Below are 20,192 nucleotides of genomic sequence, written 5' to 3'. Positions count from 1 at the left end.
GGCGCAAAAGATCTGCCATAATCTGCGCCTCAAATTTTTAGACGTGAGTAAAAAATGTTCTACCCGATTAACGAAATGTTCCAGACGCTGCAGGGCGAAGGTTTTTATACCGGTGTTCCGGCGCTGTTCATCCGCTTACAAGGATGTCCGGTGGGCTGTAGCTGGTGTGATACCAAACATACCTGGGAAACGCGTGCAGATCGGGAGACCTCGCTGGGCGATATTCTGGTGAAAACCGTCGAAAGCGATGCCTGGGGCAACGCCGATGCCGCGATGCTGATCGACACTGTTCAGCGCCAGGGCTGGACCGCACGTCACGTAGTGATTACTGGCGGTGAACCGGCGATTTTTGATCTGCGTCCACTGACGGAAGCCTTGGAAGCGGCAGGCTTTGCGTGCCAGATCGAAACCAGCGGCACGCACGACGTGCAGTGTTCTGATGCAACCTGGGTGACAGTTTCACCAAAGGTAAATATGCGCGGCGGTTACGACGTATTGCCGCAGGCATTGCAACGTGCAGATGAAATCAAACATCCGGTGGCGCGTGAGCGCGATGTTGAAGCGTTAGATGCGTTGCTGGCAGGATTGCACGACGATAAAAAGCGCATTGTCGCGCTGCAACCGATCAGCCGTGGCGATGCGGCCACTAAACTCTGTATCGAGACCTGCATCGCCCGCAACTGGCGGCTTTCCATGCAGACGCACAAATATCTGAATATCGCCTGAGTTGTAGGGTCGCCATTCAGGCGACCTCACTCAACGGTTACTGCTTCACTGACCTCAACCGCGATACACGCAGCCAGCGGTACAGGTCTCTTTTATCATCACCGCGCTCAACTCTGGCAGAATCGGCTTCATCTGATCCCAAATCCACTTTGCCAGCACTTCACTGGTGGGATTTTCCAGACCTGGAATGTCATTCAGATAGTGATGATCGAGGCGTTCGTAGAGGGGGTTAAACGCCGCCTTCAGTTCGGCAAAATCCATCACCCAACCGGTATGCGCATCCACTTCACCGGTGATTTCTAATCGCACCAGGAATGAATGGCCGTGCAAACGGCCACACTTGTGGCCTTCTGGCACATGCGGTAAGCGATGAGCAGATTCAAACTGGAACTCTTTAAATAACGTGGTAGACATAATGGCTCTCAGACTTAAAAACCGCTGAAGTCTACCTGAATTGCAGATTTTTCGCACCCGCTGGCAGTGAAAAGGGCATTTTGCGGCTTTTCAACATCTAAACGACTAATTAACTCATTGAATCATATCGGCTTCATTTACCACTTTTGCTGGTTAACTTTACCCGAAAAACCACTTAGTCATTTTGGTTATTTAATATGTCGAAGGCGTATTTAATCGTTAATATACAGCCCGGTAACCTACGCATTCTTTCGCAGCATATTGATCCGGACTTCTGACACTGGAATTTTTAACGCAATGACGACTCAGGCACCAGGTTCACTGCTTCCGTTATCACCGGAGCAACTCGCGCGCTTACAGGCGGCGACCACGGATTTCAACACCACTCAGATGGCCTGGCTCTCCGGCTATTTCTGGGGCATGGTCAATCAGACGCCGGGTGCGGTTGCCGCGCCAGCGCCTGTTCAGGCAGAAACCCCGACCATCACACTGATCTCCGCCTCGCAAACCGGTAACGCGCGCCGCCTGGCCGAGCAGCTGCGTGATGACCTGCTGGCGGCGAAGCTGAACGTCAATCTGGTTAACGCTGGCGATTACAAATTCAAGCAGATCGGCCAGGAAAAGCTGCTGGTGGTGGTGACCTCCACGCAAGGCGAAGGCGAGCCACCGGAAGAAGCGGTGGCGCTGCACAAGTTCTTGCTGTCAAAGAAAGCGCCGAAGTTTGAGGGCACGGCGTTTGCAGTGTTCGGCCTTGGCGACACCTCTTATGAGTTTTTCAGCAAAGCCGGTAAAGACTTCGATGAGCGTCTGGCGGAGCTGGGTGCAGAACGTCTGCTGGATCGCGTCGATGCCGATGTGGAATACAAAGATCAGGCGAACGCGTGGCGTCAGCAGATCACTGAAATTTTGAAAGCGCGTGTGCCGAGCGAATCGCCCGCACAGGCCGCCGTCACTGCGGCGGGCAGCGTCAATCTGATCGACAGCAGCCCATACACCAAAGAAGAGCCGCTGGTCGCCAGCTTTGCGGCTAATCAGAAGATCACCGGACGCGATTCGGATAAAGATGTTCGTCACATTGAGATCGATCTTGGCGATTCTGGCCTGCGCTATCAGCCGGGCGATGCGCTGGGCGTGTGGTTTGAAAACGATGCCGAACTGGTGCAGGAACTGCTGCAGCTGGTGTGGCTGAAAGGTGACGAGCAAGTTGTGGTGCAGGGCAAAACGCTGCCGCTGGCTGAAGCGCTGAAAACGCATTTCGAACTGACGGTCAACACACCACAAATCGTCGAGCAGTATGCGGCGCTGTCCCGCAATGACGCGCTGTTGGCGCTGGCCGGTGACAAGCCGAAGCTGCAGAGCTATGCGCAGAGCTTCCCGATTGTCGATATGGTTCGTCAGGCACCGACTGAACTGAATGCTGAACAATTAGCCGGCCTGCTGCGTCCGCTGACGCCGCGCCTTTACTCCATCGCCTCATCGCAGGCGGAGAACGAAACCGAAGTGCACATCACTGTGGGTGCGGTGCGCTTTGAAATCGACGGTCGCCAGCGTGGCGGCGGAGCCTCAACGTGGTTAGCGGATCGCATCGAGGAAGAGGGCGAAATCCGCGTGTTCATCGAGCACAACGACAACTTCCGCTTACCGGCTAATCCGGAAACGCCAGTGATCATGATTGGTCCGGGCACCGGCATCGCACCGTTCCGCGCCTTTATGCAGCAGCGCGATAACGATGGCGCAGGCGGCAAAAACTGGCTGTTCTTTGGCAACCCGCACTTCACCGATGATTTCCTCTATCAGGTGGAGTGGCAGAAGTACGTCAAAGATGGCCTGCTGACTAATATTGATCTGGCATGGTCGCGCGATCAGGCTGAGAAAATTTACGTACAAGATAAAATCCGCGCCAAAGGGGCGGAGGTGTGGAGCTGGTTACAGGAAGGCGCGCACCTTTACGTCTGCGGCGACGCTAATCGCATGGCGAAAGACGTTGAGCAGGCATTACTGGATGTGGTGGTCGAACACGGCGCTATGGATCGTGAAACGGCTGACGAATTTTTAAGTGAGCTGCGCATTGAGCGCCGTTATCAGCGAGACGTTTACTAATGAGCGAAAAACATCCTGGACCGCTGGTCGTTGAAGGCAAGCTGGTCGACGCTGAGCGTCTGAAAAAACAGAGTAACTACCTGCGCGGCACCATCCTCGACGATCTCGACGATGGCCTGACCGGTGGCTTCACCGGCGATAACTTCCTGCTGATCCGTTTTCACGGTATGTATCAGCAGGATGACCGTGATATCCGTGCCGAGCGCGCGGCGCAGAAACTGGAACCGCGTCACGCCATGATGCTGCGTTGCCGTCTGCCGGGCGGTATCATCACGCCAACGCAGTGGCTGGCGATTGATAAATTCGCCACCGATAAAACCATTTACGGCAGCATCCGTTTGACCAACCGTCAGACCTTCCAGTTTCACGGCATTTTGAAGAAGAACGTCAAGCCGACGCACCAGATGCTGCACGAAGTTGGACTGGACGCACTGGCAACCGCCAACGACGTGAACCGTAACGTGCTATGCACCTCGAACCCGGTAGAATCAGAGCTGCATCAGGAAGCGTACGAGTGGGCGAAAAAGCTCTCAGAGCATCTGCTGCCGCAAACCCGTGCTTACGCTGAAATCTGGTGGGACAAAGAGAAGGTCGCGACCACCGATAAAGAGCCGATTCTCGGTGAAACCTATCTGCCGCGTAAATTCAAAACCACGGTTGTAGTGCCGCCGCATAACGATGTCGATCTGCACGCTAATGATTTGAACTTTATCGCTATTGCTGAGAACGGCAAGCTGATTGGCTTTAACCTGCTGGTCGGCGGCGGATTGTCGATCGATCACGGTAACAAAGCCACCTATGCGCGCACCGCGAGTGAGTTCGGCTTCCTGCCGGTCGAGAAGATTCTCGACGTGGCGGCTGCGGTTGTCACCACGCAGCGCGATTGGGGCAACCGTACCGATCGTAAAAATGCCAAGACTAAGTACACGCTGGAACGCGTCGGCGTTGACACCTTCAAAGCGGAAGTGGAAAAACGTGCTGGCCTGACTTTCGAACCGATTCGTCCGTATGCGTTCACCACACGCGGCGACCGCATTGGCTGGGTGAAGGGCATCGATAAAAAATGGCACCTGACGCTGTTTATTGAGAACGGTCGCTTGCTCGATTATCCAGGTCGTCCGCTGAAGCGCGGTATTGCCGAAATCGCCAAAATCCATCAGGGCGATTTTCGTCTCACCGCTAACCAGAACCTGATTGTGGCGGGCGTATCTGAGGAGCAAAAGGCGCAGATTGAAGCCATCGCCCGTGAACACGGTTTGATGGAAGCGGTGACGGCGCAGCGTGAGAACTCAATGGCATGCGTGGCGTTCCCGACCTGCCCGCTGGCGATGGCCGAAGCCGAGCGCTTCCTGCCGTCGTTCGTCACCAAAGTGGAAGCGATCATGCATCAGCATGGCGTTGGCCAAGAGCACATTGTGCTACGCGTTACCGGTTGCCCGAACGGTTGCGGACGTGCTTTGCTGGCGGAGTTGGGTCTGGTGGGGAAAGCGCCGGGCCGTTACAACTTACATATTGGCGGCAACCGTGAAGGCACACGCATTCCGCGCATGTATCGCGAAAACATCAACGAAGGCGAAATCCTCGCCAGCATCGATGAGCTGGTAGGGCGCTGGGCAACCGAGCGTCAGGCCGATGAGGGCTTCGGTGACTTCGTGATTCGCGCAGGCATTATCAAAGCCGTGGTTGATCCCGCCCGTGATTTTTGGGACTCGGAGGCAGTATGACGGTACTCGATCTCGCAGCACTGAATGGTTCATCAAAAGTTGACCGCATCATGGCGTTGGCCGAAAGCAACGTGCAGCTGGAGAAGCGCTCGGCTGAAGAGCGCGTAAGCTGGGCGTTGGAACATTTGCCAGGCGCGTTTGTGCTGTCATCCAGTTTTGGTATTCAGGCGGCGGTTCTGCTGCATATGGTGACGCAGCAGAAGCCGGACATTCCGGTGATCCTCACCGATACCGGTTATCTGTTCCCGGAAACCTATCGCTTTATTGATGAGCTGACCGACAAGCTCAATCTTAACCTGCAGATCTTCCGTGCTGAGACGTCAGCGGCATGGCAGGAAGCGCGTTACGGCAAACTGTGGGAGCAGGGCGTCGAAGGGATTGAGCAGTATAACCAGATCAACAAAGTGGAACCGATGAATCGCGCGCTGGAAACGTTGGAGGCGCAAACCTGGTTTGCTGGCTTGCGCCGCGATCAATCTGGCAGTCGTGCCAGTTTGCCGGTGCTGGCGGTACAGCGCGGCGTGTTCAAGATTCTGCCGATTATTGATTGGGATAACCGTCAGGTGCATCAGTATCTGAAGCAGCACGGATTGAAATACCATCCGCTGTGGGATGAAGGTTATCTGTCAGTGGGCGATACGCACACCACCAAAAAGTGGGAGCCGGGCATGGCAGAAGAAGAGACGCGTTTCTTCGGCCTGAAGCGTGAGTGCGGATTGCATGAAGGTTGATTAGCAGGTCGGCATAAATGCCGACCCTACAACGTAGGGAGCGCATTCATGCGCTCCTTTTTATTCACCCCTCTTGCAACCCCGCAAACTCCTCCGCCGCACGCGTCACATTCACCTTCGTCACCTCATAATGCGCTACCGCGACAAACGGATCTTCCGCCAGGAGGGTATCCAGCCGCGCGCGATCGATATCTTTCACCATGATCATGCCGCCGGTACGCGGATCTTTACGTCCCGCCGCAATAAACACGCCATTGGCGAAATAGCGATCCAGCCACTCGATATGCGGCGCCAGCAACGCTTCCACTTCTTCTACCGGACGAAAATAGTTCAGATATACCACGTACATAGTGAATCCTCAGGTTGTCGGATTAGCGAGCTCGGTTAACAGCGGCAGTAAGATCTTCACGCTGTCATGCGTGCGTTGGGTTATACGGCCAGGCAGCCAGCGGTCAAGATAATTCAGGTTATCGCGTTCGGTTTGGTGGCGTACATTGCCGTCCGGGAAATGGCGGGAATGCGCGCGTTGCTGCTGTCCATCTTTGTTGCCCAGCGCCCAATTGGCAGCGGTGACATCCATTAAGGGCATGCCGGCTTTATCAAACGGATTTACGCCCGGATAATCGCGGGCGGTCATCGCGTGACTCGCCGCTGAGATGCCGTAACGGTGCGCCAGTTGTACGGCGCGTGCACTGGTCTGCTTGCGCACCGCCGAGGGTGTATTGATGCCGCTATTAAAGTAGAGATGATCACCGACGATCAGGCTGTTGAGATCGATCACCAGCAGCGTATTCTTCTTCTCCTGCGCGCTCATGCGCGCCAGGTAGTCATCCATGCCGTGCAAACCCGCTTCACCGGCGCTTAGCGCCACAAAGCGCACGCCATAGTGCAGCGGCGTTTTGCTCAGCGCCTGCGCCAGTTCCAGCATTACACCAAGCCCGGAGGCGTTGTCATCCACGCCCTGCAAGCGCAGGCCGCCGAGATTGTTATCAGCTTCGTGGCGGCTGAGCGGTGTCCAGGTATCCAGATGCGTGACAATCAGGATCTCCTGCGGTACCGCACCCGCACGCGCAGCAATCACCGAGGTAGCGGTGACTTTATGTGTTCGGATCTCACCTTTTTTCTCTAGCCAGTCATAGCGAGTTTTGAACTGGCGGGTATTACTTTGATATCCCAGTTGGCTGAACTGCTGCTGCAGATAATCGGCAGTCAGCAACTCGGCGGGACTGCCGCTCATGCGGCCGGGGAAATAGGTGGCAATGTGGCGAAGTTGCTGTTCAGCAAAGTGTCCTGGCGCGCTGTTGCTCGCAGCCTGAACAAAGAAAGGCAAACCGCCCGCGAGCAGTGCAGCCAGCACCGTGCGGCGGAAAGTGGCAAACATAATTTTTGTCCTTTTCTGACATCCGGTCATGCTAAAAAAATTCCGAGTTAGTATGAAACTGTGACGGCGCTGGCACAATTTGATTTGCTCCGAAACACTAGCAATATCATTTGTTAAGCACAAAATGTTATCAACAATCCTGGGTCGTTATTCCATTCGGTAACTACTCATTCCAATTCGTAATTTCATCTGTCGGAAGGGCGGGACGTATAGTCGCGTTAACTTATTGTAAAACTAGCAAGGTTAACGTGGATTATCTGCCTCTCTTTGCCGATCTCAAAAGCCGCCCGGTGTTAGTTGTCGGCGGTGGCGAGATTGCTGCGCGCAAAATAGAACTGCTGCGACGTGCCGGTGCGCGCATATTGGTCGCCGCGCGCGAACTCGGCCATGAGCTGCAGGCGCTGCTGGACATTGCGGCAATTGAATGGATTGCCCACCGCTTCGATCCGGCGCAGTTGGATGGCGTTTTCCTGGTGATTGCCGCCACCGATGACAACGTACTCAACGCACAGGTATTCGATGCGGCGAATGCGCGCCACAAGCTGGTGAACGTGGTGGACGATCAGCCGAAATGCAGCTTTATCTTCCCGTCGATTGTTGACCGCTCGCCGCTGGTGGTGGCGATCTCCTCCAGCGGCACTGCGCCGGTGTTAGCGCGTCTGCTGCGTGAAAAAATCGAAGCGTTACTGCCCGCTAATCTCGGACAGATGGCCGAAGTGGCCGGACAGTGGCGCGACAAGGTGAAACAACGCTATCACCGCATGTCTGAGCGTCGTCGTTTCTGGGAACGCGCCTTTAATGGACTGTTCGCCAGCCAGATGGCGGCGGGCAACATTAATGAGGCGCGCCGCACGCTCGATCGTGAGCTGGATAACGACAGTGACAATCAGGGTGAAATCACGCTGGTGGGCGCCGGGCCGGGCGACAGCGGTTTGCTGACGCTGCGTGGCCTGCAGGTGATGCAGCTGGCCGATGTGGTGCTGTATGACCATCTGGTTAGCGACGAAGTATTAGAGCTGGTGCGCCGCGATGCCGATCGGATCTGCGTGGGTAAACGCGCCGGAGCCCATTCGGTGCCGCAGGAAGAGACCAATCAGATGCTGGTGACGCTGGCGCAGCAGGGTAAACGCGTGGTGCGTCTGAAAGGCGGCGATCCGTTTATTTTTGGTCGCGGTGGCGAAGAGTTGCAGGCGGCGCAGGCGGCAGGCATTCCATTCCAGGTGGTGCCGGGGATTACCGCAGCGGCAGGCGCGACGGCGTATGCGGGCATTCCGCTCACCCATCGCGATCACGCCCAGAGCGTGCTGTTTATTACCGGTCACTGCCGCGCGGATGGCGACGACATCGATTGGCCGTCGCTGGCGCGCGCGCGTCAAACCTTAGCGATTTATATGGGCACGGTGAAAGCGGCGGAAATTGCTGCCGGGCTTATCGAGCATGGCCGTGCGGCTTCCACGCCGGTGGCGGTGATTGGCCGCGGCACGCGTCAGGATCAGCAGGTGCTGACCGGTACATTAGATCAACTGGAGGCGCTGGCTGCGGCCGCGCCCACGCCAGCACTGTTAGTGATTGGCGAAGTAGTGAATTTGCACGGGCAATTGGCCTGGTTCCAACATTCGGCACAGCAGGGGGCTCGCGAGTCCGCCGTTGTCAATTTGGCTTGAGGAAAAATTATGGACCAAAATCGTCTTACTCATCTGCGCCAGCTGGAGGCAGAGAGTATCCATATCATCCGCGAGGTGGCGGCCGAGTTCAGCAATCCGGTGATGATGTACTCCATCGGTAAAGACTCCTCGGTAATGCTGCATCTGGCGCGCAAAGCCTTCTATCCGGGCACGCTGCCGTTTCCGCTGCTGCACGTTGATACCGGCTGGAAATTCCGTGAGATGTACGAGTTCCGCGATCGCACCGTAAAAGCGATGGGCGCGGAGCTGCTGGTGCATCGTAACCCGGAAGGTGTGGCGATGGGCATCAACCCGTTCGTCCACGGCAGCGCCAAACATACCGACATCATGAAAACCGAAGGCCTGAAGCAAGCGCTGAACAAATACGGCTTTGATGCGGCCTTCGGCGGCGCACGGCGTGACGAAGAGAAATCGCGTGCGAAAGAGCGTATCTACTCATTCCGCGATCGCTTCCACCGCTGGGACCCGAAAAACCAGCGTCCTGAGCTGTGGCACAACTACAACGGCCAGATTAACAAAGGTGAAAGCATCCGCGTGTTCCCGCTCTCGAACTGGACCGAGCTGGATATCTGGCAGTACATCTTCCTGGAAAATATCGAAATTGTGCCGCTATACCTCGCCGCACCGCGTCCGGTGCTGGAGCGTGACGGCATGCTGATGATGATCGATGACGACCGTATCGATCTGCAGCCAGGTGAAGTGATCAAACAGCGTATGGTGCGTTTCCGTACGCTCGGCTGCTGGCCGCTAACCGGCGCGGTGGAATCTGAAGCGCAGACGCTGCCAGAAATTATTGAAGAGATGCTGGTCTCCACCACCAGTGAACGCCAGGGACGCGTGATTGACCGCGACCAGGCCGGTTCGATGGAAATGAAGAAACGTCAGGGTTATTTCTAAGGAGACGCAGATGAATACCGTTATTGCACAACAGATTGCCGATCAGGGCGGCGTAGAAGCCTGGCTGACCGCGCAACAACATAAAAGCCTGCTGCGTTTCCTCACCTGCGGTAGCGTCGACGACGGCAAAAGTACGCTGATTGGTCGCTTGCTGCACGACACGCGTCAAATTTATGAAGACCAGCTTTCATCGCTGCACAATGACAGCAAACGTCACGGCACGCAGGGCGAGAAGCTCGATCTGGCATTACTGGTGGATGGCTTGCAGGCCGAGCGCGAGCAGGGCATCACCATCGATGTAGCGTATCGCTACTTCTCCACCGAGAAGCGCAAATTCATCATCGCCGATACGCCGGGACACGAGCAGTACACGCGCAACATGGCGACAGGTGCGTCCACTTGCGATTTAGCCATCCTGCTGATTGATGCGCGTAAAGGCGTGCTGGATCAAACGCGTCGGCACAGCTTTATCTCCACGCTGCTGGGCATCAAACATCTGGTGGTCGCCATCAACAAGATGGATCTGGTGGAGTACAAGCAAGAGACCTTCGAACAGATCAAACAGGATTACCTCGATTTCGCCGCGCAGCTGCCGGACGATCTCGATATTCGCTTTGTGCCGATGTCAGCGCTGGAAGGCGATAACGTGGCGACGCCAGGCGTGACCATGCCGTGGTACAGCGGTCCAACGCTGCTCGACGTGCTGGAAACCGTTGAACTGAACCGCGTGGTGGATCACCAGCCAATGCGTTTCCCGGTGCAGTATGTGAACCGTCCTAACCTCGATTTCCGCGGTTATGCCGGTACGCTGGCCTCGGGCGTGGTGAAAGTCGGCCAGCGTGTGAAAGTGCTGCCATCAGGCGTGGAATCGACCATCTCGCGCATCGTCACTTTTGATGGTGACTTACCAGAAGCGGGCGCCGGTGAAGCGATAACGCTGGTGCTAAATGATGAGATCGACATTAGCCGTGGCGATCTGCTGGTGGATGTTGAAGCCGATCTGCAGGCGGTGCAATCCGCCACCGTTGATGTGGTGTGGATGGCCGAACAGCCGCTGCAGCCGGGTCAAAGTTACGAAGTGAAGATTGCCGGGAAGAAAACCCGCGCGCGCGTTGAAAAAGTGATCCATCAGGTGGAGATCAACTCGCTGGAGAAGCGCACGGTGGACAGCCTGCCGCTTAACGGCATCGGCCTGGTCGAGCTGACCTTTGATGAGCCGATGGTACTGGACGCTTATCGCCAGAATCCGGTCACCGGCGGCATGATCTTTATCGATCGCCTGAGCAACGTGACGGTGGGGGCTGGCATGATCAATCAGCCACTTACTGATGTGCGTGCGCAAGCAGGCCAGTTCAGCGATTTCGAGCTGGAACTGAACGCGCTGGTGCGTCGCCACTTCCCACACTGGAACGCGCGCGATCTGCTGGGTGGCAAGTAATGGCGCAACACGATGAAAACGTGGTGTGGCACGATCATCCGGTAACACGTGAGGAGCGTGAACAGCGTCACGGCCATCAAGGCGTGGTGCTGTGGTTCACCGGGCTTTCCGGCTCGGGGAAATCCACCGTGGCCGGCGCGCTGGAGCAGGCGCTGCATCGTGCGGGTGTGAATACCTATCTGCTGGATGGCGACAACGTGCGTCACGGCCTGTGCCGTGACCTCGGCTTCAGTGATGACGATCGTAAAGAGAACATCCGTCGTGTCGGCGAAGTGGCGAAATTGATGGTCGATGCCGGTTTAGTGGTATTGACTGCCTTTATCTCGCCGCATCGCGTTGAACGCCAAATGGTGCGCGATCTGCTTAAATCGGGGCAGTTTATCGAAGTGTTTGTCGATACGCCGTTGGCGGTGTGCGAAGCGCGCGATCCCAAAGGTTTGTATAAAAAAGCCCGCGCCGGTGAGCTGCGTAATTTCACCGGCATCGACAGCGTGTATGAAGCGCCAGAAGCCCCTGAAATCCATCTTAATGGCGAACAATTGGTTACAAAACTGACCGGCCAATTGTTAGACCTACTGCGCCACCGCGATATCATCAAATCCTGAACCGACAGCGGCAAATCCCCCTGGATTTGCCGCGCTTAGCGTCAACAGGATCTCTATGCAGAACGTAACGCCAATGCTAGCCCGCAAAGATGAACGCACCCCGGATGAGCCTCGCTCATCATTGCCGGGCGGCGTGTTTGGCTTTCTCTCGTACTGGTGCGCGCTGGCGATTCCCTTCATGCTTTACGGCTCCAATACGCTGTTCTTCTTCCTCTACACCTGGCCGTTTTTTCTCGCGCTGTTGCCGGTTTCAGTGCTGATTGGCATTGTCCTGAGTCTGATGATCCGTACCCATTTGTTCTGGAGCGGCATCGCGACGGCGATGGTGGTGATATGTTTGTTCTGGCTACTGTTCTCCTTTCTCTCGGGTTGGTAACGCCCACCTGATGTGCAAACGCATCGGCTGGTTACAAAACTTTACCTGCCGTCTCGCGCCGCTCTCTGTCATTATTTGTACTGACAAACGCCCGTGCGCGGCATTTTCGCCGCCGCAGTGGAGTCCAGCGTCAAGTTATGGGATGATTGGGCCGTTTTTCAGGGGGCGGGGATGGGAAAACTGACGTTACTGCTACTCGTGCTGCTGGGATGGCTTCAATATTCTCTGTGGCTGGGTAAGAACGGTATACATGATTATACGCGCGTCAACGAAGACGTCGCGTCACAACAGGCGAATAACGCCAAGCTTAAAGCGCGTAACGATCAGCTTTTCGCCGAAATTGACGATCTCAATGGCGGCTCGGAAGCGATCGAGGAACGCGCACGCAATGAACTGGGCATGATTAAGCCCGGTGAGACCTTCTATCGTCTGGTGCCAGACCAGAATAAACGCAACGCGCAACAAGCTGCGCAAAATCAACAACGATAAGCCATGAACAAGCGCCCGATCCTTGCGGATGTGATTGCCGTGGTGCCCGCCGCAGGTGTGGGCAGCCGTATGCAGGCTGCCTGCCCAAAACAGTATCTGACCATTGGTCAATTCACCCTTCTTGAACACAGCGTTGCACGCCTGCTGGCACATCCTGCAGTAAAACAGGTGATCGTGCCGGTAAGCAATGACGATGGCTGGTTCGATTCCCTGCCGCTGGCGCAAGACTCCCGCATTCTCAGAGTGACGGGTGGCGACACGCGCGCCGAATCGGTGCTGGCCGGCTTGAACGCCATTCATCACAGCGAATGGGTGCTGGTGCATGACGCCGCACGTCCTTGCCTGCATCCCGATGATTTAGCGCGATTGCTGGCTGTACGTGAATACAGCAAGGTTGGCGGGATTTTAGCCGCGCCGGTGCGCGATACCATGAAGCGCGCCGAACCGGGCAAAACCGCTATTGCGCATACCGTGGATCGCGAAGATTTATGGCATGCGTTAACGCCGCAATTTTTCCCTCATCAACTGCTCACCGCTTGCCTGACCCGCGCACTTCATGAAGGCGCTACCATTACTGATGAAGCGTCAGCGCTGGAATATTGCGGTTATCATCCAGAGTTGGTGAGCGGGCGCAGCGACAATATAAAGGTGACGCGGCCAGAAGATCTGGCGCTGGCGGCCTTCTATCTTACCCAGATTCAGTTACAGGAGAGCGCATGATGCGTATCGGTCACGGTTTTGACGTTCACGCTTTTGGCGGCGAAGGTCCGTTAGTGATTGGTGGGGTGCGTATTCCCTTCGAACACGGTTTCGTCGCCCATTCAGATGGCGATGTGGCGCTGCATGCATTGACCGATGCCTTGCTTGGTGCAGTGGCGATGGGTGATATCGGCAAGTTATTCCCGGATACCGACCCGGCCTTTAAAGGTGCCGACAGTCGCGGGTTGCTGCGCGAAGCCTGGCGACGTATTCAGTTGAAAGGCTATCGCATCGGGAATGTTGATGTGACCATCATTGCGCAGGCGCCGAAAATGTTGCCGCATGTGCCGCAGATGCGCGTCAATATTGCCGAAGATCTCGGCTGTCATATGGACGACGTCAACGTTAAAGCCACAACGACCGAAAAGCTTGGCTTTACCGGTCGTGGCGAAGGCATTGCCTGTGAAGCGGTAGCGCTGCTGCTGAAGGTCGATGCGGCATGAGTGAGCTGCATTACCTGCATGGCGTGCCCACAGCCACTGGCGTGATCAAAGCCAATCCCGAAGATTTCGTGGTGATTGAAGATCTCGGCTATCCCTATGATGGTGAGGGCGAGCAGTTGTTGGTGCGCATCCGCAAAATTGGCTGCAACACGCGCTTTGTTGCCGAAGCCATCGCCAAATTTCTCAAAGTGCCGGTGCGCGATCTCAGCTATGCTGGCATGAAAGATCGTCATGCGGTCACCGAGCAAACGCTCTGTTTCCGCGTGCCGGGCAATGGCATGCCGAATCTGGCCGGATTTCAGCTAGAAGGCGTTGAAATCCTGCAGGTGATTCGTCATAAGCGCAAACTGCGTACCGGGGCGCTGGCGGGCAATGCGTTCCGCTTAGTCGTGCGTCAGATTTCCGATCGCAGCGAAGTCGACGCGCGTTTGCAGCAGATTCAACAGCGCGGCGTGCCGAACTACTTTGGTGAGCAGCGCTTTGGGCGCGGCGGCAACAACCTGACGCAGGCGAAACAGTGGGCGAAAGAGACATTCCGTCCGCGCGATCGCAATATGAAAGGTTTGCTGTTGTCGGCTACCCGCAGTTATCTGTTTAATCAGGTTACCAGCGCCCGTTTGCAGCGCGATGGTGCACTGGATGTGGTGCAGGTGGGCGATGCGGTGCAGCTGGCGGGACGCGGCAGTTGGTTCGTAGCACAAGCTGAAGAGTTGCCTGATGTGCAGCAGCGCGTCGATAGTCATCAACTGCGCATCACTGCGCCGCTGCCCGGTCGCGGTGAACCCGGACCGCAAGGCGACGCGCTGCTTTTTGAGCAGCAGAGCCTGGCAGGCGCAGAAGAATTGATTACACTGCTTGAGCGCGAGCGCGTTGATGCCGCTCGGCGCGCGATGCTGGTTGTGCCAAAGGATCTGCGCTGGGAGTGGTGGGATGAGGTAACGCTGGAGATGCAGTTCTGGCTGCCCGCCGGCAGTTTTGCCACCAGCGTGGTGCGTGAGCTTCTCCAACAAGAAGGTAACGATGCGGATATTGCTGAGTAACGATGACGGAATCCATGCGCCGGGTATTCAGACGCTGGCGCGTGCTTTACGTGAGTTTGCCGAGGTGCAGGTGGTCGCGCCCGATCGTAATCGTAGCGGCGCATCTAACTCGCTAACCCTGGAGACGCCGCTGCGTACCTTTACGCATGAAAATGGCGACATCGCGGTGCAAATGGGCACGCCAACCGACTGCGTGTTCCTTGGCGTCAATAATTTGATGCAACCACGTCCTGACATCGTGGTGTCCGGTATCAACGCCGGGCCAAACCTTGGCGATGATGTGATCTACTCGGGTACGGTCGCTGCGGCGATGGAAGGACGTCATCTCGGATTGCCCGCGCTCGCCGTTTCACTCAATGGACATCAGCATTACGATACCGCTGCCGCTGTTACCTGCACGCTGCTGCGTGCCTTATCACGTGCCCCGCTGCGCACTGGCCGCATTCTCAATATCAACGTCCCTGACTTGCCGTTAGCGGAAATTAAAGGTTTTCGCGTTACGCGTTGCGGCAGCCGTCATCCCGCTGATCAGGTCATATGCACCGAGGATCCACGCGGGCAGCCGCTCTACTGGATTGGCCCGCCGGGACTCAAACTGGATGCAGGCCCAGATACCGATTTCGCCGCCGTTGATGCGGGTTATGTCTCTCTCACCGCGCTGCATGTCGATTTGACAGCACATGCGGCACAAGAGGTGTTAAGTGACTGGCTGGTCCAGGCTGAGGTGAAGCTGGCATGGTGAATCGCCGCATCGAAACGCTATTGGATCAGTTGCGCGCGCAGGGCATTCATGATGAACACCTGCTGAAAGCCATTGCCGATGTGCCGCGTGAGCGTTTTATCGATGAGGCTTTCGAGCACAAAGCATGGGAAAACGTCGCGTTGCCGATTGGCATGGGCCAGACCATTTCACAGCCCTACATGGTGGCGCGCATGACCGCCTTGTTGGAGCTCACGCCCGAATCACGCGTGCTGGAAATCGGCACGGGTTCTGGTTATCAGACCGCCATTCTGGCGCATCTGGTCAATCATGTTTACTCCGTAGAACGTATCAAAGGTTTGCAGTGGCAAGCCAAACGCCGCCTTAAGCAACTCGATCTGCACAATATATCAACCCGTCATGGCGATGGCTGGCAGGGCTGGGCGACGCGCGGCCCGTTTGATGCCATCATCGTGACCGCCGCACCACCTGAAATTCCGACTTTGCTGATAGCGCAATTAGGCGAGGGCGGCAAAATGGTGCTGCCGGTTGGCGAGGATCAACAGGTGTTGAAGCGTTTGCGTCGTCAGGGGGGTGAATTGATTGAAGAAATCATTGAGCCCGTACGCTTTGTGCCGTTGGTTCAGGGTGATCTGGCCTGAACCGTCCTTACGCAATTCTTCACAACTGTTACATGGCACGGCACAGTTGATATTGTTACTATCCTTGTTTATCAATGCTAAAAACCGTTTTTAACGTTACGCGCAGTGGATAATGCGGTTAACGCCGTTACACATTTATATTCAGGGTTGCCATCACGGGGGATCAGTGAGCATGGGAAGCACAGCATTTCAATTACGCCGTTTGGCGGCACTTTCTTTGGTAGGTTTTTGGCTGGCGGGCTGTAGTTCTGGCGACAATACCCAGGCACCCATTAGCCAGATTGGTAGTAATAACGGCGATAGCGGTATGGCTTCAGCCCCGAGCGGCGGCATGATCTCTGCGCAAAACAGCGCTGTGCCTGCGATGCCGCGTGGCGGAATGTTAAGCAGCAGCACTCCATCTACACAGCCCTCATCTGGAATGGTTAGTGATAATAATAATGTGGCCACCGAAAATGGCCGTATTGTGTACAATCGCAACTATGGGAATATTCCGAAAGGTAGCTACGGTGGCGAAACTTATACCGTAAAACGTGGCGATACCTTGTTCTATATTGCCTGGATTACCGGCAACGATTTCCGTGATTTGGCGCAGCGCAATAATATCGCCGCCCCGTACGGCTTGAATGCCGGGCAAACGCTGCAGGTTGGCAATGGTAACGGCCAAACGATTACCGGTGGAAACGCGATAACCGTAGCGGATGCCACGCAGGGCGGCGTACCTGTTACACCGAGTCAGACGCAAATTAAATCGACCCCTGTTGCACAGCAACCTGTTATTACGTATTCTGATGATTCGGGTAATTCGTCGGGAAGCAAATTGCTGCCGTCGAAAGGAGCAAATAATGTGGCAACGACCACAGCTCCGGTTGTCGCACCACCTACAGTCAGCAGCACGACAAATAGCACAACCCCAGTGGGAAGCTGGCGTTGGCCGACTGATGGGAAGATCATCGATAACTTCTCCGCTGCGGAAGGCGGAAACAAAGGTGTCGATATCGCCGGTTCGCGTGGACAACCTGTTGTCGCCACAGCTTCGGGAAGAGTGGTGTACGCAGGCAACGCGCTCCGTGGGTACGGTAATTTAATCATCATCAAACACAATGATGACTACCTGAGCGCCTACGCCCACAACGACTCTATGCTGGTCCGGGAACAACAGGAAGTTAAGGCGGGGCAAAAAATCGCTACCATGGGTAGCACCGGTACCAGTTCAGTACGATTGCACTTTGAAATTCGTTACAAGGGGAAATCCGTAAACCCGTTGCGTTATTTACCGCAGCGATAATCCGGCAGAACCTTGGTTCTGCCCTTGGATCACGGGTAGGAGCCGCTAATGAACCAGAATACGCTGAAAGTTAACGATTTACATGAAGATGCGGAATTCGAGGAAAACAACGGAGCTGAGGTTTTTGATGAGAAGGCTCTCGTTGAGAACGAACCTGGTGATAACAACGACGTAGCGGAAGAAGAGCTGTTGTCACAGGGTGCGACGCAACGCGTTTTGGATGCGACGCAGCTTTACCTCGGAGAGATTGGTTATTCACCACTGCTGACGGCAGAAGAAGAAGTCTTCTTTGCGCGCCGTGCACTGCGGGGTGACATTCCTTCTCGCCGCCGCATGATTGAAAGTAACTTACGTTTGGTAGTAAAGATTGCCCGTCGTTACAGCAATCGTGGTCTGGCACTGCTGGATCTGATTGAAGAGGGTAATCTCGGCTTGATTCGCGCCGTAGAGAAGTTTGACCCAGAACGTGGGTTCCGTTTCTCAACTTACGCCACGTGGTGGATTCGTCAGACAATTGAACGGGCGATTATGAATCAAACCCGTACTATCCGTCTGCCGATTCACATCGTTAAAGAGTTGAATGTTTACCTGCGTACCGCGCGTGAACTTTCGCACAAGCTTGACCATGAGCCTAGTGCTGAAGAGATTGCCGAGCAGCTAGACAAGCCTGTTGATGACGTGAGCCGTATGCTGCGTCTCAATGAGCGCATTACCTCGGTCGATACACCTTTGGGTGGTGATTCCGAAAAAGCGCTGCTGGATATCCTGGCCGATGAGAAAGACAACGGTCCGGAAGACACCACGCAAGACGATGATATGAAACAAAGCATCGTTAAGTGGTTGTTTGAATTGAATGCCAAGCAGCGTGAAGTGTTAGCACGTCGTTTCGGCCTGTTAGGCTATGAAGCGGCAACGCTGGAAGATGTAGGCCGTGAAATCGGGTTGACCCGTGAACGCGTACGTCAGATCCAGGTGGAAGGACTGCGTCGTCTGCGTGAGATTCTGCAGACTCAAGGTTTGAACATCGAAGCACTGTTTCGCGAGTAACAGAATACGTTGGTAAGAAATAAAAGCGGTGGTGAAAACCACCGCTTTTTTATTGGGTAAAAATAAAGTCTAAGAATCTTTGATGTCAACGATAATGCGTTCGTAAAGCGAAGTCTTAGATTCTATTCTATAGCGATAAACCTAAAATAACGCCAATGGATATTAGTGAATCAGCTAATAAATGGTTTATTTATTTTCGTTCTCATTTAATAAAATGTAATGCTGCGCATGACTTTCTTTGTAATATTGCCTTAGTTCCATCCCCTATGTCATTCGGATAGAAGTTTTACGCCTGATGCTATGCCATTTTCTTGTTCGCCGTATCACAGGTTATTCGGATAATGAAAAATTAAAAGGGAGTGGCTAAAACAATGAGTGTGCAAAGCAGTAGTGCAAATTCGCAATACTCCAGAGTGGTTTTCGGTATGCCAATATCCCTGCTGTGGGGATATATTGCAATGGCCATATTTATGACCGGCGATGGTATTGAACTCGCTCATCTCTCCCGATATCTTTATGATCTCGGTTATGGAGAAAAACAAGTTTCCTTAGTTTTTACTGTTTATGCATTAACTGCTGCTGTCTCAAGTTGGCTTTCTGGAGCAGTCAGTGAAATTTATGGCCCTAAGAAGATCATGCTTACCGGCGCTATTTGGTGGATTATTTTACATGCCATCTTCGTTTATTTTGGCGTGAGTGAAAATAACTTTGTCTGGATGCTGGTCAGTTATACGCTGCGTGGCTTCGCTTATCCGCTATTCTTTTATGGGTTCTATGTATTAGTGGTGCAGCGCACGCCTGAACATCGACTCGCCTCCGCGACAGGTTGGATTTGGTCGATGTTTACCATTGGTTATGGCATCACTGCTTCCTTCCTTTCTGGTCTTCTGGTACCTGAGATAGGCTTCATCAATACCTTATGGCTTTCACTGCTGTTCGCTGCGGTAGGTGGCGTGATTATATTCATTACGGTTAAAAATCAGAGTGAACATAATCTAAATAGTGAGGGCGTGAACCGCAAAGAGAAACTGCGCGAAATATCACGCGGAATAACGCTGATCTTTGAAGACCGAAGTATGTTCTTTGCATTGATAACACGCATATTGTGTAATGTGGCACTGTTTGGTTTGCCCGTATTCATGCCGATTTATTTCACTCGAGAATTGGGTTTTTCAACGAAAGAATGGGCCACTATCTGGGGCGTGTTTTTTCTGGTGCAACCGATAACCAATGTGCTTTGGGGAATAATCGGTGATCATATTGGCTGGATTTTTCAAATGCGCTGGTTCGGTTTCTTTGGATGTACTATTACCACTGCGGCATTCTATTATTTACCTTCATTTTTCCCCGGTAATCTAGTATTAGCAATCGTCTGCGCGCTGTTATTAGCCTTAACACTTACTTCATTTGTGCCGATGGGTGCTATTTTTCCGATGCTGGCGCCGCAGCATAAAGGTGCTGCCGTTTCGGTGCAGAATTTGGGTGGCGGCTTCGGCAATCTTATTGGGCCGGCTGTTGCCGCATTAATGTTCGGTCTGTCATTTGAAATAGAGCATGTCATTATTACTTTCTCACTGCTCTATTTTGCCGGCGGTGTGATGACGTTCTTTATCCGTAATCCCCAACCAAAAATTGCGCGTAAAGCGCCATTACATTCAGCAGCTAACAAATCCGAATAAATACCCTT

At 54.5% G+C, this 20,192-nt stretch carries 21 protein-coding genes; 18 read left to right on the top strand and 3 right to left on the bottom strand.

What is annotated here, in order from left to right:
* The first annotated feature begins 54 nt into the window (after positions 1-54).
* The gene (queE, locus tag AC6I8K_RS14705) at positions 55-726 is read left to right on the top strand and encodes a 7-carboxy-7-deazaguanine synthase QueE (protein WP_497826950.1); all 672 of its coding nucleotides are present in this window, start codon (positions 55-57) and stop codon (positions 724-726) included.
* A 54-nt stretch (positions 727-780) separates the two neighbouring features.
* Here queE and queD read toward each other — a convergent pair whose 3' ends face one another.
* The gene (gene queD / locus AC6I8K_RS14700; RefSeq protein WP_064738021.1) at positions 781-1,140 is read right to left on the bottom strand and encodes a 6-carboxytetrahydropterin synthase QueD; all 360 of its coding nucleotides are present in this window, start codon (positions 1,138-1,140) and stop codon (positions 781-783) included.
* Between the two features lie 297 nt (positions 1,141-1,437).
* On the opposite strand from queD, the gene cysJ reads away from it, so the two are divergent.
* From cysJ to AC6I8K_RS14685, 3 genes are read left to right on the top strand one after another with little or no spacing between them, the layout of a single operon-like run.
* Complete coding sequence (cysJ, locus tag AC6I8K_RS14695; protein ID WP_497826949.1) at positions 1,438-3,240, top strand: NADPH-dependent assimilatory sulfite reductase flavoprotein subunit; 1,803 nt, start codon at positions 1,438-1,440, stop codon at positions 3,238-3,240.
* A complete protein-coding gene (cysI, locus tag AC6I8K_RS14690; protein WP_483816027.1) occupies positions 3,240-4,964 on the top strand; it encodes an assimilatory sulfite reductase (NADPH) hemoprotein subunit in 1,725 nt (574 codons plus the stop codon). The genes cysJ and cysI overlap by 1 nt, the downstream gene beginning before the upstream one ends.
* Positions 4,961-5,695: a phosphoadenylyl-sulfate reductase gene (locus AC6I8K_RS14685; RefSeq protein ID WP_483816026.1), complete on the top strand. Its 735-nt coding sequence runs from the start codon at positions 4,961-4,963 to the stop codon at positions 5,693-5,695. Before cysI ends, AC6I8K_RS14685 begins: the two co-directional genes overlap by 4 nt.
* A 64-nt stretch (positions 5,696-5,759) precedes the next feature.
* Here AC6I8K_RS14685 and AC6I8K_RS14680 read toward each other — a convergent pair whose 3' ends face one another.
* Both AC6I8K_RS14680 and AC6I8K_RS14675 read right to left on the bottom strand, forming a co-directional pair.
* On the bottom strand, positions 5,760-6,044 hold the full coding sequence (locus AC6I8K_RS14680; RefSeq protein WP_483816025.1) for a YciI family protein: 285 nt from the start codon (positions 6,042-6,044) through the stop codon (positions 5,760-5,762).
* A gap of 9 nt (positions 6,045-6,053) precedes the next feature.
* Complete coding sequence (locus AC6I8K_RS14675) at positions 6,054-7,076, bottom strand: aminopeptidase (RefSeq protein WP_064738016.1); 1,023 nt, start codon at positions 7,074-7,076, stop codon at positions 6,054-6,056.
* A 248-nt stretch (positions 7,077-7,324) separates the two neighbouring features.
* Between AC6I8K_RS14675 and cysG the strand changes: the two genes are divergently transcribed.
* The 14 genes from cysG (at position 7,325) to AC6I8K_RS14605 (ending at position 20,184) form a co-directional block, all read left to right on the top strand.
* Entirely contained in the window at positions 7,325-8,740 is a 1,416-nt protein-coding gene (gene cysG / locus AC6I8K_RS14670) for a siroheme synthase CysG (RefSeq protein ID WP_497826948.1), read from the top strand.
* 9 nt (positions 8,741-8,749) lie between these two features.
* Positions 8,750-9,658: a sulfate adenylyltransferase subunit CysD gene (gene cysD / locus AC6I8K_RS14665; RefSeq protein ID WP_007893231.1), complete on the top strand. Its 909-nt coding sequence runs from the start codon at positions 8,750-8,752 to the stop codon at positions 9,656-9,658.
* Between the two features lie 10 nt (positions 9,659-9,668).
* Positions 9,669-11,096 (top strand): sulfate adenylyltransferase subunit CysN, encoded by a 1,428-nt coding sequence (cysN, locus tag AC6I8K_RS14660; protein ID WP_483816023.1) that lies wholly within the window; start codon positions 9,669-9,671, stop codon positions 11,094-11,096.
* Complete coding sequence (gene cysC / locus AC6I8K_RS14655; protein ID WP_064738013.1) at positions 11,096-11,701, top strand: adenylyl-sulfate kinase; 606 nt, start codon at positions 11,096-11,098, stop codon at positions 11,699-11,701. Before cysN ends, cysC begins: the two co-directional genes overlap by 1 nt.
* A gap of 55 nt (positions 11,702-11,756) precedes the next feature.
* On the top strand, positions 11,757-12,077 hold the full coding sequence (locus tag AC6I8K_RS14650) for a DUF3561 family protein (protein ID WP_008104547.1): 321 nt from the start codon (positions 11,757-11,759) through the stop codon (positions 12,075-12,077).
* Positions 12,078-12,248: 171 nt separating this feature from the next.
* The gene (ftsB, locus tag AC6I8K_RS14645) at positions 12,249-12,566 is read left to right on the top strand and encodes a cell division protein FtsB (protein ID WP_007893240.1); all 318 of its coding nucleotides are present in this window, start codon (positions 12,249-12,251) and stop codon (positions 12,564-12,566) included.
* Positions 12,567-12,569: 3 nt separating this feature from the next.
* On the top strand, positions 12,570-13,286 hold the full coding sequence (gene ispD, locus AC6I8K_RS14640) for a 2-C-methyl-D-erythritol 4-phosphate cytidylyltransferase (protein ID WP_497826947.1): 717 nt from the start codon (positions 12,570-12,572) through the stop codon (positions 13,284-13,286).
* Positions 13,286-13,768, top strand: coding sequence for a 2-C-methyl-D-erythritol 2,4-cyclodiphosphate synthase (gene ispF / locus AC6I8K_RS14635; protein WP_497827255.1), 483 nt, complete (start codon positions 13,286-13,288; stop codon positions 13,766-13,768). Before ispD ends, ispF begins: the two co-directional genes overlap by 1 nt.
* The gene (truD, locus tag AC6I8K_RS14630) at positions 13,765-14,808 is read left to right on the top strand and encodes a tRNA pseudouridine(13) synthase TruD (protein WP_064738011.1); all 1,044 of its coding nucleotides are present in this window, start codon (positions 13,765-13,767) and stop codon (positions 14,806-14,808) included. Before ispF ends, truD begins: the two co-directional genes overlap by 4 nt.
* Positions 14,789-15,550, top strand: a complete 762-nt coding sequence (gene surE, locus AC6I8K_RS14625; protein WP_497826946.1) for a 5'/3'-nucleotidase SurE — start codon at positions 14,789-14,791, stop codon at positions 15,548-15,550. Before truD ends, surE begins: the two co-directional genes overlap by 20 nt.
* Entirely contained in the window at positions 15,544-16,170 is a 627-nt protein-coding gene (locus AC6I8K_RS14620) for a protein-L-isoaspartate(D-aspartate) O-methyltransferase (protein WP_064738009.1), read from the top strand. The genes surE and AC6I8K_RS14620 overlap by 7 nt, the downstream gene beginning before the upstream one ends.
* A 166-nt stretch (positions 16,171-16,336) precedes the next feature.
* Entirely contained in the window at positions 16,337-17,458 is a 1,122-nt protein-coding gene (gene nlpD / locus AC6I8K_RS14615; protein WP_196762307.1) for a murein hydrolase activator NlpD, read from the top strand.
* A 48-nt stretch (positions 17,459-17,506) separates the two neighbouring features.
* Positions 17,507-18,505, top strand: coding sequence for an RNA polymerase sigma factor RpoS (rpoS, locus tag AC6I8K_RS14610; RefSeq protein ID WP_007893257.1), 999 nt, complete (start codon positions 17,507-17,509; stop codon positions 18,503-18,505).
* A gap of 371 nt (positions 18,506-18,876) precedes the next feature.
* Positions 18,877-20,184: an MFS transporter gene (locus AC6I8K_RS14605; RefSeq protein WP_497826945.1), complete on the top strand. Its 1,308-nt coding sequence runs from the start codon at positions 18,877-18,879 to the stop codon at positions 20,182-20,184.
* Positions 20,185-20,192 lie beyond the last annotated feature (8 nt).

The organism is Pantoea sp. X-Soil-ISGK-421 (assembly GCF_059730785.1).
Note: the sequence above shows the minus strand (reverse complement) of the source record. Positions and strands in the feature narration are given on the sequence as shown.

Coding starts and splice junctions, on each gene's coding strand:
- queE (WP_497826950.1), top strand. CDS start 55: ATGTTCTACCCGATTAACGAAATGTTCCAGACGCTGCAGGGCGAAGGT.
- queD (WP_064738021.1), bottom strand. CDS start 1,140: ATGTCTACCACGTTATTTAAAGAGTTCCAGTTTGAATCTGCTCATCGC.
- cysJ (WP_497826949.1), top strand. CDS start 1,438: ATGACGACTCAGGCACCAGGTTCACTGCTTCCGTTATCACCGGAGCAA.
- cysI (WP_483816027.1), top strand. CDS start 3,240: ATGAGCGAAAAACATCCTGGACCGCTGGTCGTTGAAGGCAAGCTGGTC.
- AC6I8K_RS14685 (WP_483816026.1), top strand. CDS start 4,961: ATGACGGTACTCGATCTCGCAGCACTGAATGGTTCATCAAAAGTTGAC.
- AC6I8K_RS14680 (WP_483816025.1), bottom strand. CDS start 6,044: ATGTACGTGGTATATCTGAACTATTTTCGTCCGGTAGAAGAAGTGGAA.
- AC6I8K_RS14675 (WP_064738016.1), bottom strand. CDS start 7,076: ATGTTTGCCACTTTCCGCCGCACGGTGCTGGCTGCACTGCTCGCGGGC.
- cysD (WP_007893231.1), top strand. CDS start 8,750: ATGGACCAAAATCGTCTTACTCATCTGCGCCAGCTGGAGGCAGAGAGT.
- cysN (WP_483816023.1), top strand. CDS start 9,669: ATGAATACCGTTATTGCACAACAGATTGCCGATCAGGGCGGCGTAGAA.
- cysC (WP_064738013.1), top strand. CDS start 11,096: ATGGCGCAACACGATGAAAACGTGGTGTGGCACGATCATCCGGTAACA.
- AC6I8K_RS14650 (WP_008104547.1), top strand. CDS start 11,757: ATGCAGAACGTAACGCCAATGCTAGCCCGCAAAGATGAACGCACCCCG.
- ftsB (WP_007893240.1), top strand. CDS start 12,249: ATGGGAAAACTGACGTTACTGCTACTCGTGCTGCTGGGATGGCTTCAA.
- ispD (WP_497826947.1), top strand. CDS start 12,570: ATGAACAAGCGCCCGATCCTTGCGGATGTGATTGCCGTGGTGCCCGCC.
- ispF (WP_497827255.1), top strand. CDS start 13,286: ATGCGTATCGGTCACGGTTTTGACGTTCACGCTTTTGGCGGCGAAGGT.
- truD (WP_064738011.1), top strand. CDS start 13,765: ATGAGTGAGCTGCATTACCTGCATGGCGTGCCCACAGCCACTGGCGTG.
- surE (WP_497826946.1), top strand. CDS start 14,789: ATGCGGATATTGCTGAGTAACGATGACGGAATCCATGCGCCGGGTATT.
- AC6I8K_RS14620 (WP_064738009.1), top strand. CDS start 15,544: ATGGTGAATCGCCGCATCGAAACGCTATTGGATCAGTTGCGCGCGCAG.
- rpoS (WP_007893257.1), top strand. CDS start 17,507: ATGAACCAGAATACGCTGAAAGTTAACGATTTACATGAAGATGCGGAA.
- AC6I8K_RS14605 (WP_497826945.1), top strand. CDS start 18,877: ATGAGTGTGCAAAGCAGTAGTGCAAATTCGCAATACTCCAGAGTGGTT.